The following is a 16,494-nucleotide window of genomic DNA, read 5'->3' as shown; positions in this document are numbered from 1 at the left end:
CCTCCCTCCCTTGCGATACCGCACTTTCCATTGAAATGACGCTGAATTCCCAAGGGTAGTGTAAGTAAAATTTGTGAGTTAAACACCACAGGGGTGTAGTTCGAATTGGTAGAACAGCGGTCTCCAAAACCGATGGTTGGGGGTTCGAGTCCCTCCACCCCTGCCAAATTACAAGTTCGCGTATTAGCGCGAGCAAAACGACGCTGTAGTGCTAGGATCGTGACATGAGCGAAAAGACGGAAAATCAGTCCAATGCATTGGACATGTTTAAATGGGTAGTGGTATTTGCCCTACTTGCTGGATTGGTTACGGCCAACACAGTGTTCGGTGAAATTTCAGTATTATACCGTGCAGTTACCGCAGTAGTGGTAGTGGTTATTGCTGGCTTCATCGCAGCATCAACGGTGAAAGGCAGCACTTTCCTTAGCTTTGCTAAAGAGTCGCGCACTGAAGTTCGCAAAGTAGTATGGCCGACCCGTCAAGAAGCAAACCAAACTACTATCATCGTACTAGCGGCTACGTTGGTAATGGCATTAATCCTTTGGGGATTAGACGGCATTATCGTTCGTGTTGTTGGATACATTACTGGAATAGGAGCATAACGTATGTCTGAAGAAGAAATTAAAAAAAGATGGTACGTAGTACAAGCATATTCTCAGTACGAAGGTCGCGTTCAAAAAACGCTACTTGAATATATCAAGATGCACGGTATGGAAGAGCACTTCGGTCAGATTCTAGTTCCGACTGAAGAAGTTGTTGAAATGCGTGCTGGCCAAAAGCGTAAATCTGAGCGTAAGTTCTACCCAGGTTACGTATTGGTAGAAATGGCAATGAACGAAGAATCTTGGCACTTAGTGAAAAGCGTTCCTCGTGTACTTGGTTTCATCGGTGGTACTTCTGACCGCCCAATGCCAATTACCCAAAAAGAAGCAGACGCCATTCTTAACCGTCTTGAAGAGTCAGTTGATAAGCCTAAGCCGAAGACATTGTTCGAGCCAGGCGAAGTGGTTCGCGTTACAGACGGTCCATTTGCAGACTTCAACGGTGTGGTAGAAGAAGTAGACTACGAAAAGAGCCGCGTAAAAGTGTCGGTACTTATCTTCGGTCGTTCTACACCGGTAGATCTAGAATTCGGACAGGTAGAGAAAGGCTAGGTCTTTTTATCTACCTCCAAATTCATAAAAAAAGCCCCTTAATAGGGGCTTTTTTGTGCGAGGAGCTTTTGTGGGATTCAGATAGTAATGGGTGAAACATCATTACTTCTTTTTTTGTAAAAAATAGACGGTTAATTCACCCACAAAAACACGCTTAAAAAAGCAAAAAAAAAATGAAAATAAAAATTGCAGAATTAGGCTCGTGTTTTTGGATATTTGTTTGCTACTACTAAAAGAGTCCCAAAATCCGACATTTAAAGCGCGCTTTAAAATGAAGTTGACTATGATAAGGCAAATCATCCAGACTAGAAATTTAGTGGCATGTTCCATTTTTTTTTATTCATCTGTTGTTGCTGCATCTTCGGCGTCTGAAAGTACGTTGACAATTGCACCTGAAGCCACACCCCCTCCAACGGATGTAGCAAGTGAGCGAAAACCTGTTACTGGACTGATTGCACCTACAACCATTCCGGAAATTGTTCCAGCGCATTTCCCCACAACGCTCCAAACACTTCTTCTTTGCTAAAATTAAGGCTTAGTGCAACTTACACAAAGCCGCGTTAATTTTGACAACCCTGAATATTTAATAAAACTGGCCATGAGAACGTTTTTTAGTCACATTTATGCTTGCATACCATTTGAACACCTTATATAATGCGCGCCCTTTTAAACGGAAACGGGAAGCCGATTGAGCAGGTAATCTCTGTACTTGCAAGGCGCTATACCCAAACAAGAGAGCATTTAAAATGGCTAAAAAAGTAAGCGGTATTATTAAGCTTCAGGTTGCAGCAGGCGCTGCTAACCCAAGTCCACCAGTTGGTCCTGCACTAGGTCAACACGGTGTGAACATCATGGAATTCTGTAAAGCGTTTAACGCAAAAACAGATAGCCTTGAGAAAGGTGCTCCGGTACCTGTAGAAATTACGGTTTATGAAGATCGTTCTTTCACATTCGAAACTAAGACTCCTCCTGCGTCTTACCTGCTTAAGAAAGCAGCGGGCATCAAGAGCGGTTCTGGCCGTCCTAACACTGAAAAAGTGGGTACTGTTACTCGCGCTCAGTTGGAAGAAATCGCCAAAACTAAAGAACCAGACTTAACTGCAGCTGACCTAGATGCAGCGGTTCGCACTATCGCGGGTTCTGCTCGCTCAATGGGCTTGAACGTAGAGGACTAATCGAATGGCTAAATTATCTAAACGCGCTCGCATTATCCGCGAAAAAACAGACGCGACTAAAGAATACGAAATCAACGAAGCAGTTGCTTTGCTTAAAGAATTAGCGACAGCTAAATTCGCTGAAAGCATTGACGTTGCAGTAAACCTTGGTATCGACGCTAAGAAATCTGACCAAAACGTTCGTGGTGCTACTGTACTACCTAACGGTACTGGTAAAGACGTTCGCGTTGCAGTATTTACTCAAGGTGCTAACGCTGAAGCCGCTAAAGAAGCTGGTGCTGACATCGTTGGTATGGAAGACCTTGCTGAGCAAGTGAAGAAAGGCGAAATGAACTTTGACGTTGTTGTTGCCAGCCCAGACGCTATGCGTGTTGTTGGTCAACTAGGTCAAATCTTAGGTCCACGTGGCCTAATGCCTAACCCTAAAACGGGTACAGTAACGCCAGACGTTGCTACTGCTGTTAAGAACGCTAAAGCTGGTCAGGTTCGCTACCGTAACGATAAGAACGGTATCATCCATGCTAGCATTGGTAAGATTGCGTTCGAAACAAACCAAATTCAAGAGAACCTTGAAGCATTACTAGAAGCATTGAAGAAAGCTAAGCCTTCTTCTGCTAAAGGTACTTATATCCAGAAGATCAGCCTAAGCACCACTATGGGCGCTGGCGTATCTCTAGATAAAGCTTCAGTAGGTCTTTAATAGCCTGCCGAGGCAACTCGGCTTCTCTGTAAAGGTAATGGGTTGGAGTCGTCAATACAGCAGTGCTGATTGGCAACTCCCGTCCAAGACCGCAGGTGCGATGTGGTGATTGAGGTAAGAGAACTTTCACATTAAACATATCGCTTAATAGAACAACCTGCGCAGACGGTGGTTTGACTCAGACTCTCTGGGGTAACAAACACCGTAGAGCGGTATCATCAATTATGTTGATATCAATCTGTGAACCCTGATGGCGTAAACAGGTAACTGTATACAAAGTCAGATACAAAGAGGTGAACTCAGTGGCACTAGGTTTAGCAGCAAAAAAAGAGATCGTAGCAGAAGTTTCTGAAGTTGCGTCTCGCGCTCTATCCGTTGCCGTCGCTGAATACCGTGGGATGGAAGTTGCAGAACTGACTGACCTTCGCGTAAAAGCTCGTGAGCAAGGCGTATACCTTAAGGTTATACGTAACACTCTAGCTAAGCGTGCATTGGCAGACAGTAAATTTGCAGACTTAGATAGCGCCCTTACTGGTCCTCTTATCTACGGCTTCTCAGTTGAGGCACCTGGTGGTGCAGCACGTCTTTTCAAAGACTTTGCGAAGCAAAACGATAAGTTGAACGTAACCGCTCTATCTATTGGTAGTGGTCTTCTTGGTCCAGATAAATTGGACGCAGTTGCTTCACTTCCTACTCGCGACGAAGCGCTTGCAAAACTTCTTGCAACCTTCAAAGCACCGGTTGGGAAATTCGTTCGTACTATCAACGAAGTACCTACCAAGTTTGTGCGCGTATTGGCGGCGATCAAAGACGAGAAGTAATTCCCGTTTTTGGCATATTGATTTTTTTAACATTTTAAAAACCCAGGAGTTTAGACCACATGGCTCTAACTAAAGAAGATATCTTAAACGCGATTGCTGAAATGCCAGTTATGGAATTGGTTGAGCTTATCGAAGCAGCTGAAGAAAAATTCGGTGTTGACGCATCTGCAGCAGTAGCTGTAGCTGGTCCAGCAGCGGGCGAAGCAGCAGCAGTTGAAGAAAAGACTGAGTTTGACGTTGTAATGACTTCATTCGGCGCAAACAAAGTTGCAGTAATCAAAGCAGTTCGCGCAGCGACTGGCCTAGGTCTTAAAGAAGCTAAAGAAGTAGTTGAATCTGCTCCTAAAGCTATCAAAGAAGGCGTAAGCAAAGAAGAAGCTGAAGAACTTAAAGCACAGCTAACTGAAGCTGGTGCTGAAGTTGAAGTTAAGTAATCTATTTGTTTAGATTATTTGCCTGAGACGGCAAGGCTGGTGGTTTTTTAAACCACCAGCCTTTTTGCGCTGTACAGTGTGTAGATTCTAACCCTTGACTACACTACTAAATGCGCACCTCGGAAATGACACATAAAAGCATAAAACCAACAAGTTAACTAATAATTGGTTAAATTTTGTTGTATGCTGTGGAATTGCCCCGAAAAAGGGTTGTGGAAGTTTGTTGCTTATGCGCAATTCAACACGAAGCTCATAGCTTGAAGCACTCGTCGCGATGCATAATGCAGCAGGTTGGGTCATAAATCAGCAGGCTGAGGAACCCATGGTTTACTCTTATAGCGAAAAGAAACGTATCCGTAAGGATTTTGGCAAACGCCCACAGGTATTGGAAATTCCATACCTTCTTTCAATTCAGCTTGATTCTTTCAAAAAGTTTATTGAGATCGACGCCGATGCTCAATACGGCTTGGAAGCAGCATTTCGTTCCGTTTTTCCGATAAAAAGCTACTCAGGTAACTCGGAGCTTCAATATGTTAGCTACCGTTTGGGAGAGCCAGTATTCGACGTTAAAGAATGTCAAATTCGTGGCGTCACATTCTCTGCTCCATTAAGAGTAAAACTACGGTTAGTATTGTTTGATAAAGACGCTGCACCAGGTACCGTAAAAGACATTAAAGAACAAGAAGTGTACATGGGCGAAATTCCATTGATGACTCAGAACGGTACGTTCGTTATCAATGGTACAGAGCGTGTTATCGTGTCACAACTACACCGTTCACCTGGTGTGTTCTTCGATCACGATAAAGGCAAAACTCACTCGTCAGGTAAAGTGCTTTATAATGCACGTGTAATTCCTTACCGTGGTTCATGGCTAGACTTCGAGTTCGATCCTAAAGATAACCTGTTTGTTCGTATTGACCGTCGTCGTAAGTTGCCAGCAACTATCATCTTACGCGCGCTTGAAATGACGTCAGAAGAAATCTTGGATACGTTCTTTGAGAAAGTCAGTGTACGTATCGATAAAGATAAGTTAATGATGGAAGTGGTGCCAGATCGTCTTCGTGGCGAAACAGCGGCATTTGATATCATTGATGGCGAAGGTAATGTTGTCGTTGAAACTGGTCGTCGTGTATCTGCACGTCATACTCGTGCGCTTGAAAAAGCGGGTTTAACTGAACTTGAAGTTCCAGCAGATTACCTAATTGGTCGCGTATTCGCGGCAACGTACGTAAATGAAGATACTGGCGAAGTTATCGTTAGCGCTAACGAAGAGTTAACGCTTGAGAACTTAGCGGCACTAAGCCAAGCTGGTATTAAAGAGTTCGAAACGCTGTACATTAATGAATTGGACCACGGCTCATACATTTCTGACACATTGCGTATCGACTCTTCAACAAACCGCCTAGAAGCGCTTGTTGAAATTTACCGCATGATGCGTCCTGGTGAGCCACCAACAAAAGACGCAGCAGAAACCTTATTCCAAAACCTTTTCTTCTCAGATGAGCGTTATGACCTATCTTCTGTAGGTCGTATGAAGTTCAACCGCCGTTTAGGCCGTGAAGAATTGATTGGTTCAGGCACCCTAGATAAAGACGATATTGTTTCAGTAATGAAGCAACTTATCGAGATTCGTGACGGTAAAGATGAAGTGGACGATATCGACCACTTGGGTAACCGCCGTATCCGTTCTGTGGGTGAAATGGCTGAAAACCAATTCCGTGTTGGTTTAGTACGTGTTGAGCGTGCTGTTAAAGAGCGTCTAAGCTTAGGCGACCTTGATAGCATTATGCCGCAAGACCTTATTAACGCTAAGCCTATTTCGGCTGCGGTTAAAGAGTTCTTCGGTTCATCACAGCTTTCTCAGTTCATGGACCAAAACAACCCGTTATCAGAAGTAACGCATAAGCGTCGTATTTCTGCATTAGGCCCGGGTGGTCTTACGCGTGAGCGTGCAGGCTTCGAAGTACGTGACGTACACCCTACGCACTACGGTCGTCTGTGTCCTATCGAGACCCCTGAAGGTCCAAACATCGGTTTGATCAACTCATTGGCAAGCTTCGCGCGTACCAATGACTTTGGTTTCCTTGAAACGCCGTTCCGTCGCATTGTTGATGGTGTGGTAAGTGAAGAAATCGATTACTTGTCTGCAATTGAAGAAGGTCAATTCGCAATTGCACAGGCAAACATTGTTTTAACCGCAAACGGTGAGCTAGTAGACGACCTTATTCCATGTCGTCACCGTGGTGAAACCACCTTGATGCCGAAAGAAGACATCAAGTACATGGACGTTTCTCCACAGCAAATCGTTTCAATCGCTGCGAGTATCATTCCGTTCCTAGAACACGATGATGCTAACCGCGCATTGATGGGTGCGAACATGCAACGTCAGGCTGTACCTACATTACGTGCTGATAAGCCGCTTGTTGGTACCGGTATGGAAAGAACCATTGCTGTTGACTCAGGTGTTACTGTAGTTGCTAAGCGTGGTGGTAGAGTTGACTATGTTGACGCTAGCCGTATCGTTATTAAAGTAGAAGAAGATGAAATGCTTCCTGGTGAAGCAGGTATCGACATCTACAACCTGACTAAATACACACGTTCAAACCAGAACACCTGTATCAATCAGCGCCCTACTTGTAGTGTAGGCGACCCGATTGTTGCTGGCGATGTATTGGCTGACGGTCCATCTACTGACTTGGGCGATCTTGCGCTTGGTCAGAACATGCGTATCGCGTTCATGCCTTGGAACGGTTATAACTTCGAGGATTCAATCCTTATCTCTGAGCGTGTAGCTCAGGAAGACCGTTTCACCACTATCCACATTCAAGAACTAAGCTGTATTGCTCGTGATACTAAGCTTGGGCCAGAAGAGATTTCTTCTGATATTCCGAATGTTGGCGAATCTGCACTAAGCAAACTTGATGAATCAGGTGTTGTTTACATTGGTGCGGAAGTGAAAGGCGGCGACATTCTGGTAGGTAAAGTAACACCTAAAGGTGAAACTCAGCTTACGCCAGAAGAAAAACTATTAAGAGCTATCTTCGGTGAAAAAGCGTCTGACGTAAAAGATACGTCACTACGTGTGCCTAACTCTGTTCACGGTACGGTTATCGACGTTCAAGTCTTTACCCGTGACGGCGTAGAGAAAGACAAACGTGCGCTTGAAATTGAAGACATGCAACTTCGTCAGGTTAAGAAAGACCTTACTGACGAATTTGAAATTCTTGCAGACGGTATCTTTGCTCGTGCACAAAACGCATTACTACGCTCTGGTGTTGAACAAGCTAAGCTTGACAGCCTACCGCGTGAGAAGTGGTTTGAAATTGCATTAAACGACGAAGACGTTCAGCTTGAGATCGACCAAATTGCTGATCAGCACGCAGAAATCAAAGAAGACTTCGATAAGAAGTTTGAAACTAAGCGTCGCAAGATCACACAAGGCGATGACCTAGCACCTGGTGTCCTTAAGATTGTTAAGGTTTACCTAGCTGTTAAGCGTCACATCCAGCCTGGTGATAAGATGGCCGGTCGTCACGGTAACAAAGGTGTAATTTCAACGATTCAGCCTGTGGAAGACATGCCATATGATGCTAACGGTACGCCGGTAGACATCGTATTGAACCCACTAGGTGTACCATCGCGGATGAACATCGGTCAGATCCTAGAAACACATATGGGTATGGCTGCTCACGGTCTTGGTGTGAAAATCGACCGCATGCTCAAAGAGCATGAAGAGATGCAAAAGCTTCGTAATTTCTTAAAAGAAATTTATGAGCTTGGCGAAAATCACCAAGAAGTGGACATCGATAACTTCACCGACCACGAAATTACACGTCTTGCAAACAACCTACGTAAGGGTGTTCCAATTGCAACACCTGTATTCGACGGTGCACGTGAATCTGAAATTAAGGAAATGTTGAAGTTAGCTGACATTCCTGAAAGCGGTCAGATTTCGTTGTTCGACGGTCGTACTGGTCGCGAGTTTGAGCGTCCTGTTACGGTTGGTTACATGTACATGCTGAAACTGAACCACTTGGTTGACGACAAAATGCACGCTCGTTCAACTGGTTCGTACAGCCTTGTTACACAACAGCCGCTGGGTGGTAAAGCTCAGTTCGGTGGTCAGCGCTTCGGAGAGATGGAAGTGTGGGCCCTTGAAGCTTACGGTGCAGCATATACCCTTCAGGAAATGCTTACTGTTAAGTCGGATGATGTTAACGGCCGTACTAAGATGTACAAGAACATCGTCGATGGTGACCACAGAATGGAACCTGGCATGCCAGAATCATTCAACGTATTACTTAAAGAAATCCGCTCGTTGGGTATTAACATCGAGTTGGAAGAGAAGTAACACGGCAATCGCCACGTTATGACAAGAGATGGCCCGGCGCTTGCGCCGGGTTCTAGAGACTGACTCCGCTGGGAGAGTAATGTGAAAGACTTATTAAAGTTTCTAAAGCAACAAAACAAGACTGAAGAATTCGATAATATTCGAATCGGTCTTGCTTCACCTGACATGATTCGTTCATGGTCTTTTGGTGAAGTTAAGAAGCCAGAAACAATTAACTACCGTACGTTCAAACCAGAACGTGACGGCCTGTTTTGTGCGCGTATTTTCGGACCAGTTAAAGACTACGAATGTCTTTGTGGTAAGTATAAGCGCCTGAAGCACCGTGGTGTTATCTGTGAAAAATGTGGTGTTGAAGTAACCCTAACTAAAGTACGTCGTGAGCGTATGGGTCACATTGAACTGGCAAGCCCAGTTGCACACATCTGGTTCCTTAAATCACTTCCGTCTCGTATCGGCTTAATGCTTGATATGACACTTCGTGATATTGAACGTGTACTATATTTTGAATCTTACGTAGTAACCGAGCCGGGTATGACTACCCTTGAGCGCAGCCAACTTCTTAACGAAGAAGATTACTTGGATGCACTTGAAGAGCACGGTGACGAGTTTGACGCAAAAATGGGTGCTGAAGCCGTATTTGACCTTTTAAAAGTGTTAGATGTAGATGCTGACGTAGCTTCCATGCGTGAAGAGTTGCCTTCAATCAACTCTGAAACTAAGCGTAAGAAAATCACCAAGCGTCTTAAGTTGCTTGAATCATTCCAACAGTCTGGCAACAAGCCAGAGTGGATGATCTTGACTGTACTTCCAGTACTTCCGCCGGATCTTCGTCCGTTGGTACCTCTGGATGGTGGTCGATTTGCAACGTCTGACCTGAACGATTTATACCGTCGTGTTATCAACCGTAACAACCGTCTTAAGCGTCTTCTAGACCTTGCGGCGCCTGACATTATCGTACGTAACGAAAAACGTATGCTTCAGGAAGCGGTAGATGCACTACTAGATAACGGTCGTCGTGGCCGCGCTATCACAGGTTCTAACAAACGTCCTCTTAAATCACTTGCCGATATGATTAAAGGTAAGCAAGGTCGTTTCCGTCAGAACTTACTTGGTAAGCGTGTTGACTACTCTGGTCGTTCTGTAATTACCGTTGGTCCTACATTACGTCTTCACCAATGTGGTCTTCCTAAGAAAATGGCACTTGAGTTATTCAAGCCGTTTATCTACGGAAAACTTGAAGGTCGTGGTTTAGCAACAACTATCAAAGCAGCGAAGAAGCTGGTTGAACGTGAAGCACCAGAGGTATGGGACGTACTAGATGACGTTATCCGTGAACACCCTGTTATGCTTAACCGTGCACCAACACTTCACCGTTTGGGTATCCAGGCATTTGAACCAACCCTTATCGAAGGTAAAGCGATACAGCTTCACCCACTAGTATGTGCGGCCTACAACGCCGATTTCGATGGTGACCAAATGGCTGTACACGTGCCGCTGACTATTGAAGCTCAGCTTGAAGCACGTGCGTTGATGATGTCGACCAACAACATTCTGTCACCTGCAAATGGTGAACCTATCATCGTTCCTTCACAGGACGTTGTATTGGGTCTTTATTACCTAACCCGTGACAAAGTTAACGGTTTGGGCGAGGCAATGGTATTTACCAGCCCGAATGAAGCAGAAAAAGCATACCGCACAGGTAACGCAGAACTTCACTCACGCGTTAAAGTACGTATCACTGAATACGACATTGACGAAGATGGCGTGAAGACTGAGAAAGTAACGCTAACAGATACTACTGTTGGTCGTGCGATTTTCTCACTAATGCTACCTAAAGGTTTGCCGTTTGAAATTATCAACCAGGCAATGGGCAAAAAGCAGATTTCACGTTTGCTAAACGCTTGTTACCGTACACTGGGTCTTAAAGACACAGTAATCGCTGCTGACCAAATCATGTATACCGGTTTCCACTACGCAATGATTGCGGGTGCATCTGTTGGTATCGATGACATGGTAATCCCAGCTGCGAAGAAAGATATTATCGACGCTGCAGAAGCGGAAGTTATCGAGATCCAGGAACAGTTCCAAAATGGTCTTGTAACCGCCGGTGAGCGCTACAACAAAGTTATCGATATCTGGTCAAATGCCAACGAAAAAGTTGCTAAGGCCATGATGGATAACCTTAAGACTGACATCGTAATTAACCGCGATGGCGAAGAAGAAGAGCAAACCTCATTTAACTCTGTTTATATGATGGCCGACTCGGGTGCTCGTGGTAGTGCCGCTCAGATTCGTCAGCTAGCGGGTATGCGTGGTCTGATGGCTAAGCCAGATGGCTCAATCATCGAAACGCCAATCACGGCTAACTTCCGTGAAGGTCTTAACGTACTTCAGTACTTCATCTCTACTCACGGTGCGCGTAAAGGTCTAGCCGATACAGCACTTAAGACTGCGAACTCGGGTTATCTAACTCGTCGTCTAGTAGATGTTGCACAAGATTTGGTTATTACTAACGACGACTGTGGCACCTTCGGTGGTGTTCAGATGACACCGCTAATTGAAGGTGGTGACGTTGTAGAACCACTTCGTGAGCGTGTACTAGGTCGTGTAGTTGCAGAAGATGTTGTTAAACCAGGTACTACAGAGGTATTGGTTGAGCGTAATGTGTTACTAGACGAAGCGCTAGTAGACATGCTTGAAGCTAACTCTGTTGACCAAATTCAAGTACGCTCGGTTATCACATGTGATAACGACTTCGGTGTGTGTGCAAACTGTTATGGTCGTGACCTTGCTCGCGGACATATGGTTGGAAGCGGTGAGTCTGTGGGTGTTATTGCCGCACAGTCAATCGGTGAACCAGGTACACAGCTTACCATGCGTACGTTCCACATCGGTGGTGCGGCATCACGAGCTTCTGCTGAGAACAGCGTTCAGGTTAAAACAGCGGGTAGCCTTAAGCTACACAATGAAAAATCTGTACGTAACTCAGACGGCAAAGTGGTTATTGTTTCTCGTTCAACAGAACTTACTGTTATCGATGAACAAGGTCGTGAGAAAGAGCGCTATAAAGTACCTTACGGTGCTGTACTTAGCGTGGATGACGGTGCAACTATTGCAGCTGGCGACGTTGTTGCTAACTGGGATCCGCATAGTCACCCAATCGTTACTGAACGTGCAGCTAAGATTAGCTTCGCCGACATCGACGACTCTAACACCGAGATGCAACAAGACGAACTAACTGGTCTTACGCGTATCGTAGTTAAAGATCTTGCGAAGAGTAACTCTAAAGAACCTAAACTTATCCTAGAAAGTGATGAGTTCGGTCTTCAAGAGATTCGCTTACCAAGCTTTACCACTATCGAAGCGAAAGAAGGTAAGGTTGCTAACGAAGGTGACGTGTTAGCACGTATACCTCAAGAAAGCTCGAAGACACGTGATATCACGGGTGGTCTACCTCGCGTAGCCGACTTGTTTGAAGCACGTAAGCCTAAAGAGCCAGCTATCCTTGCTGAAGTTTCAGGTACTATTGGTTTCGGTAAAGAAACCAAAGGTAAGAAACGTTTGGTTATCACGCCGCCAGAGGGTGATGCATACGAAGAGATGATTCCAAAATGGCGTCAGCTTAACGTGTTCGAAGGTGAAAAAGTGGAACGCGGTGAAGTTATTGCAGATGGCCCTGAGTCTCCGCATGACATCTTGCGTCTACGTGGTATCTCTGCTGTAGCAAACTACATCGTGAACGAAGTTCAGGAAGTTTACCGTCTACAGGGTGTAAAAATTAACGATAAGCACATCGAAGTTGTTATTCGTCAGATGTTGCGTAAGTGCGTTATTACCCATTCAGGTGATACTCAGTTCCTTGAAGGCGAACAAGTTGAAGTGTCTAACGTGAAAGTGACCAACCGTGAAGTTGAAAAACACGGTAAGATCCCAGCGCAGTATGAAACACAACTGCTTGGTATCACTAAGGCGTCACTATCTACTGAGTCATTCATCTCAGCTGCATCGTTCCAAGAGACAACACGTGTTCTTACCGAAGCTGCAGTTCAAGGTAAAGAAGATGACCTTCGCGGTCTGAAAGAAAACGTAATCGTGGGTCGATTGATTCCAGCGGGTACAGGTTTCGCTTACCATGAACGTCGTGCACAACGTCGTAAAGAAGAAATCGAAGAAATGTCAGTTTCTGCTGCTGATGCAGAACAGGCACTAACCGAAGCACTTAACGCCGGTGACGACTCAGCCGAATAAGGCATGATCGTAGGAGTACGTTAACGTACTCCTAACAAATTGGCATGTTAAGCTGACAGATTGCAGTTAAATGGCTGCTTAACCTTTGTACAGCTTGACACGCCGAGCTATGATCATTAATATTCCGCGACCCGATTTTGGATGACCTCTAAAAGGCAGAAGAAAATGGGCGCGGTTTTTTGTATCAGAGCTCAGTTAATGCTGACAAGCACAGTATTAACATCAAATGAGTGACGTTAGAAAAGTCGCTTTAATGGACCCAATCAGAGTGATTGGGTTTTTGTAGTTTTTAATCAGGAGCTAGTTAATGGCAACAGTTAACCAGTTAGTCCGCAAGCCGCGCAAAAAGCCCGTTGAAAAAAGCAACGTAGCTGCATTGCAAGCTTGTCCTCAAAGACGCGGTGTATGTACTCGTGTATATACTACTACGCCTAAGAAACCAAACTCTGCACTACGTAAAGTATGTCGTGTACGTCTAACTAACGGTTTTGAAGTTTCTTCATACATCGGTGGTGAAGGTCACAACCTACAAGAGCACAGTGTAGTACTTATCCGTGGTGGTCGTGTTAAAGATCTACCAGGTGTTCGTTATCACACAGTTCGCGGTACATTAGACTGCGCAGGTGTAAACGATCGTAAGCAAGCCCGTTCTAAGTACGGTGCGAAGAAGCCTAAGTCTTAACGGTTCTCCGTTAGTAAGGCCAAACTGAAGTTTAAGAGTTTTGGGTAATTCCTGAATTCATACGGAGAATAGAAATGCCAAGAAGAAGAGTCGTAGGTCAACGTAAAATCCTACCAGAGCCAAAATTTAGCTCACAACTGCTTGCAAAATTCATGAATGTCGTAATGCTTGACGGCAAGAAGTCAGTCGCTGAAAAAATCGTTTACGGTGCGCTCGATATTGTTGCTGAAAAAACCAGCAAAGCTCACCTAGATGTATTCGAAGAAGCACTTGATAACATCCGTCCTACTGTAGAGGTTAAATCTCGTCGTGTAGGTGGTTCAACTTATCAAGTACCAGTAGAAGTTCGTCCAGTTCGTCGTAATGCCCTAGGTATGCGTTGGTTGGTAGATGCTGCTCGTAAACGTGGCGAGAAGTCAATGGCTCAACGCCTGGCTGCTGAAATGATTGATGCATCAGAAAATAAAGGTTCTGCGGTTAAGAAACGTGAAGACGTTCACCGTATGGCCGAAGCAAACAAAGCGTTTGCTCATTACCGTTGGTAATAAACGTAATATAACTGAGAGAGATGTATGCCTCGTAAGACCTCGATTGAGCGTTACCGCAATATTGGTATTGTGGCTCATGTGGACGCGGGTAAAACCACGACCACAGAGAGAGTCCTGTTTTATACAGGGTTGTCTCATAAAATCGGTGAAGTGCATGATGGTGCTGCAACCATGGACTGGATGGAACAAGAGCAGGAGCGTGGTATTACTATCACGTCTGCTGCAACCACTTGTTTCTGGTCAGGCATGGAAAAGCAGTTCGATCAGCATCGCATAAACATTATAGACACGCCAGGACACGTGGACTTTACCATTGAGGTAGAACGTTCACTACGGGTACTGGATGGGGCTGTAGTGGTTTTTTGCGGGTCTTCTGGGGTTGAACCTCAATCAGAGACAGTCTGGCGACAGGCTGACAAATATGAGGTGCCACGTCTCGTGTTCATCAATAAGATGGACCGAGCTGGCGCCGATTTTGAGCGTGTTGTGGGTCAAATCCGTAAACGCTTAGGCGCAAACTGTGTTCCTATTCAATTGAACATGGGCGCTGAAGAAGAATTCCATGGCGTTATCGATCTTATTAAGATGAAAGCCATAAACTGGAATGCCGCAGACATGGGTATGACGTTTACCTATGAAGATATTCCAGCGCAATATTTAGAAAACGCGGAAAGGTATCGTACAGAGATGATTGAAGCAGCCGCTGAAGCCTCTGACGAGCTAATGGATAAGTATTTAGAAGGCGAAGAGCTAACTGAAGCTGAAATCCGACTTGGTTTACGTACCCGTACACTGAACAACGAAATTGTTCTTGCCACCTGTGGCAGTGCCTTCAAAAACAAAGGTGTTCAGGCAGTACTAGACGCGGTAGTAGAATACTTACCGTCACCAAGTGAAGTAAAAGCTATTACGGGTGTTTTAGACGATAAAGATGAAACTGAAGCTGAGCGTCATGCAGACGACAGCGAGCCATTCTCGGCCCTTGCATTTAAAATCGCTACCGACCCATTCGTAGGAACGCTAACTTTCTTCCGTTGTTACTCTGGCGTTGTTAATACTGGTGATACGGTATACAACCCAGTGAAAGGTAAACGCGAGCGTTTTGGACGTATCGTTCAAATGCACGCTAAAGACCGTGAAGAAATTAAAGAAGTTCGTGCAGGCGATATCGCCGCGGCCATTGGTCTTAAAGATGTGACCACAGGTGATACGCTTTGCGATCCGAATAATGTCATTACACTAGAGCGTATGGAATTTCCTGACCCGGTAATTTCTATCGCAGTTGAGCCTCGCTCTCAGGCTGACCAAGAAAAGATGGGACTCGCGTTAGGTAAACTAGCCGCTGAAGACCCGTCATTCAAGGTTAAGACTGATGAAGAGTCGGGCCAAACGATTATCTCTGGTATGGGTGAGCTTCACCTTGATATCATTGTTGATCGTATGAAACGCGAATTTAAAGTTGAATGTAACGTGGGTAAACCTCAGGTTGCTTATCGTGAGACTATTCGCAAGAAAGTAGAAGTTGAAGGTAAATTCGTACGTCAGTCTGGCGGCCGTGGCCAATTTGGTCATGTTTGGCTTCGTATTGAGCCACAAGCAGAAGAAGGCGCAGGCTACGAATTTGTAAATGACATCGTCGGTGGTGTGGTACCAAAAGAGTTCATACCAGCGGTTGATAAAGGAATTCAGGAGCAGTTGCAAAGTGGTGTTGTAGCAGGGTATCCGGTACTAGATGTAAAGGTAACTTTGTTCGACGGTTCGTACCATGATGTTGACTCTTCTGAAATGGCGTTTAAGATCGCCGGCTCTATGGGTTTCAAAAAAGGTGCCGCAGAAGCAAATCCGGTGTTGCTTGAACCCATGATGAAAGTTGAAGTAACTACTCCAGAAGACTGGATGGGTGATGTGGTTGGTGACCTAAATCGTCGTCGCGGCATGATCGAAGGTATGGAAGAAGGCGTAGCAGGTATTAAAATAATACGTGCTAAGGTGCCGCTTTCAGAAATGTTCGGGTATGCTACCGACTTGCGTTCTCAAACGCAGGGTCGCGCATCATACTCTATGGAGTTCTTCAATTATTCTGAGGCGCCGAACAATGTGGCGCAGGCTATTATTGAATCTAGAATTTAATCTAAATGAAGGTTCGGTCCGGTCTATGTTTGGGTCGGACTTTTAACTTAGGAAACGAGAAAAATGGCAAAAGAAAAGTTTGAACGTACGAAACCCCATGTAAACGTGGGTACAATCGGCCACGTTGACCACGGTAAAACAACCCTTACTGCAGCTATCACTACTGTTCTTTCAAAGACATACGGTGGTTCAGCTCAGGCTTTCGATCAAATCGATAACGCGCCTGAAGAAAAAGCTCGTGGTATTACCAT

13 protein-coding genes and 1 tRNA gene are annotated in these 16,494 nt (G+C 45.1%); 13 read left to right on the top strand and 1 reads right to left on the bottom strand.

Annotated features, from left to right (window positions below; translation table 11 throughout):
* Nucleotides 1-89 precede the first annotated feature (89 nt).
* From JKP82_RS09315 to nusG, 3 genes are all read left to right on the top strand, one after another.
* Nucleotides 90-166: transfer RNA gene (locus tag JKP82_RS09315), tRNA-Trp, on the top strand.
* A gap of 58 nt (nt 167-224) precedes the next feature.
* A complete protein-coding gene (secE, locus tag JKP82_RS09310; protein ID WP_057795659.1) occupies nt 225-602 on the top strand; it encodes a preprotein translocase subunit SecE in 378 nt (125 codons plus the stop codon).
* Between the two features lie 3 nt (nt 603-605).
* Nucleotides 606-1,154, top strand: coding sequence for a transcription termination/antitermination protein NusG (gene nusG / locus JKP82_RS09305; protein WP_013786334.1), 549 nt, complete (start codon nt 606-608; stop codon nt 1,152-1,154).
* A 336-nt stretch (nt 1,155-1,490) separates the two neighbouring features.
* Here nusG and JKP82_RS20830 read toward each other — a convergent pair whose 3' ends face one another.
* Nucleotides 1,491-1,622 (bottom strand): hypothetical protein, encoded by a 132-nt coding sequence (locus JKP82_RS20830; protein WP_258544372.1) that lies wholly within the window; start codon nt 1,620-1,622, stop codon nt 1,491-1,493.
* A gap of 278 nt (nt 1,623-1,900) precedes the next feature.
* On the opposite strand from JKP82_RS20830, the gene rplK reads away from it, so the two are divergent.
* The 10 genes from rplK to JKP82_RS09255 form a co-directional block, all read left to right on the top strand.
* On the top strand, nt 1,901-2,329 hold the full coding sequence (rplK, locus tag JKP82_RS09300) for a 50S ribosomal protein L11 (protein WP_013786332.1): 429 nt from the start codon (nt 1,901-1,903) through the stop codon (nt 2,327-2,329).
* A gap of 4 nt (nt 2,330-2,333) precedes the next feature.
* The gene (gene rplA, locus JKP82_RS09295; RefSeq protein WP_159533657.1) at nt 2,334-3,029 is read left to right on the top strand and encodes a 50S ribosomal protein L1; all 696 of its coding nucleotides are present in this window, start codon (nt 2,334-2,336) and stop codon (nt 3,027-3,029) included.
* A 302-nt stretch (nt 3,030-3,331) separates the two neighbouring features.
* On the top strand, nt 3,332-3,850 hold the full coding sequence (rplJ, locus tag JKP82_RS09290; protein WP_013786330.1) for a 50S ribosomal protein L10: 519 nt from the start codon (nt 3,332-3,334) through the stop codon (nt 3,848-3,850).
* A 59-nt stretch (nt 3,851-3,909) separates the two neighbouring features.
* On the top strand, nt 3,910-4,284 hold the full coding sequence (gene rplL, locus JKP82_RS09285; RefSeq protein ID WP_013786329.1) for a 50S ribosomal protein L7/L12: 375 nt from the start codon (nt 3,910-3,912) through the stop codon (nt 4,282-4,284).
* 322 nt (nt 4,285-4,606) lie between these two features.
* Nucleotides 4,607-8,635 (top strand): DNA-directed RNA polymerase subunit beta, encoded by a 4,029-nt coding sequence (gene rpoB / locus JKP82_RS09280; protein WP_061093608.1) that lies wholly within the window; start codon nt 4,607-4,609, stop codon nt 8,633-8,635.
* 81 nt (nt 8,636-8,716) lie between these two features.
* Nucleotides 8,717-12,883 (top strand): DNA-directed RNA polymerase subunit beta', encoded by a 4,167-nt coding sequence (rpoC, locus tag JKP82_RS09275; RefSeq protein WP_013786327.1) that lies wholly within the window; start codon nt 8,717-8,719, stop codon nt 12,881-12,883.
* A 307-nt stretch (nt 12,884-13,190) separates the two neighbouring features.
* Nucleotides 13,191-13,565, top strand: coding sequence for a 30S ribosomal protein S12 (gene rpsL, locus JKP82_RS09270; RefSeq protein ID WP_013786326.1), 375 nt, complete (start codon nt 13,191-13,193; stop codon nt 13,563-13,565).
* Nucleotides 13,566-13,639: 74 nt separating this feature from the next.
* Nucleotides 13,640-14,110, top strand: a complete 471-nt coding sequence (rpsG, locus tag JKP82_RS09265; RefSeq protein WP_013786325.1) for a 30S ribosomal protein S7 — start codon at nt 13,640-13,642, stop codon at nt 14,108-14,110.
* 27 nt (nt 14,111-14,137) lie between these two features.
* A complete protein-coding gene (gene fusA / locus JKP82_RS09260; protein ID WP_218396760.1) occupies nt 14,138-16,243 on the top strand; it encodes an elongation factor G in 2,106 nt (701 codons plus the stop codon).
* A 63-nt stretch (nt 16,244-16,306) separates the two neighbouring features.
* Nucleotides 16,307-16,494, top strand: a 188-nt coding sequence (locus JKP82_RS09255; protein ID WP_246604378.1) for a GTP-binding protein, incomplete at its 3' end; no start/stop codon positions are given.

Origin of the sequence: Alteromonas lipotrueae, from assembly GCF_019249215.1 — a bacterium.
In the GTDB taxonomy this organism is placed as follows: Bacteria; Pseudomonadota; Gammaproteobacteria; order Enterobacterales; family Alteromonadaceae; genus Alteromonas; species Alteromonas lipotrueae.
This window is presented reverse-complemented; position numbering and strand designations above follow the sequence as displayed.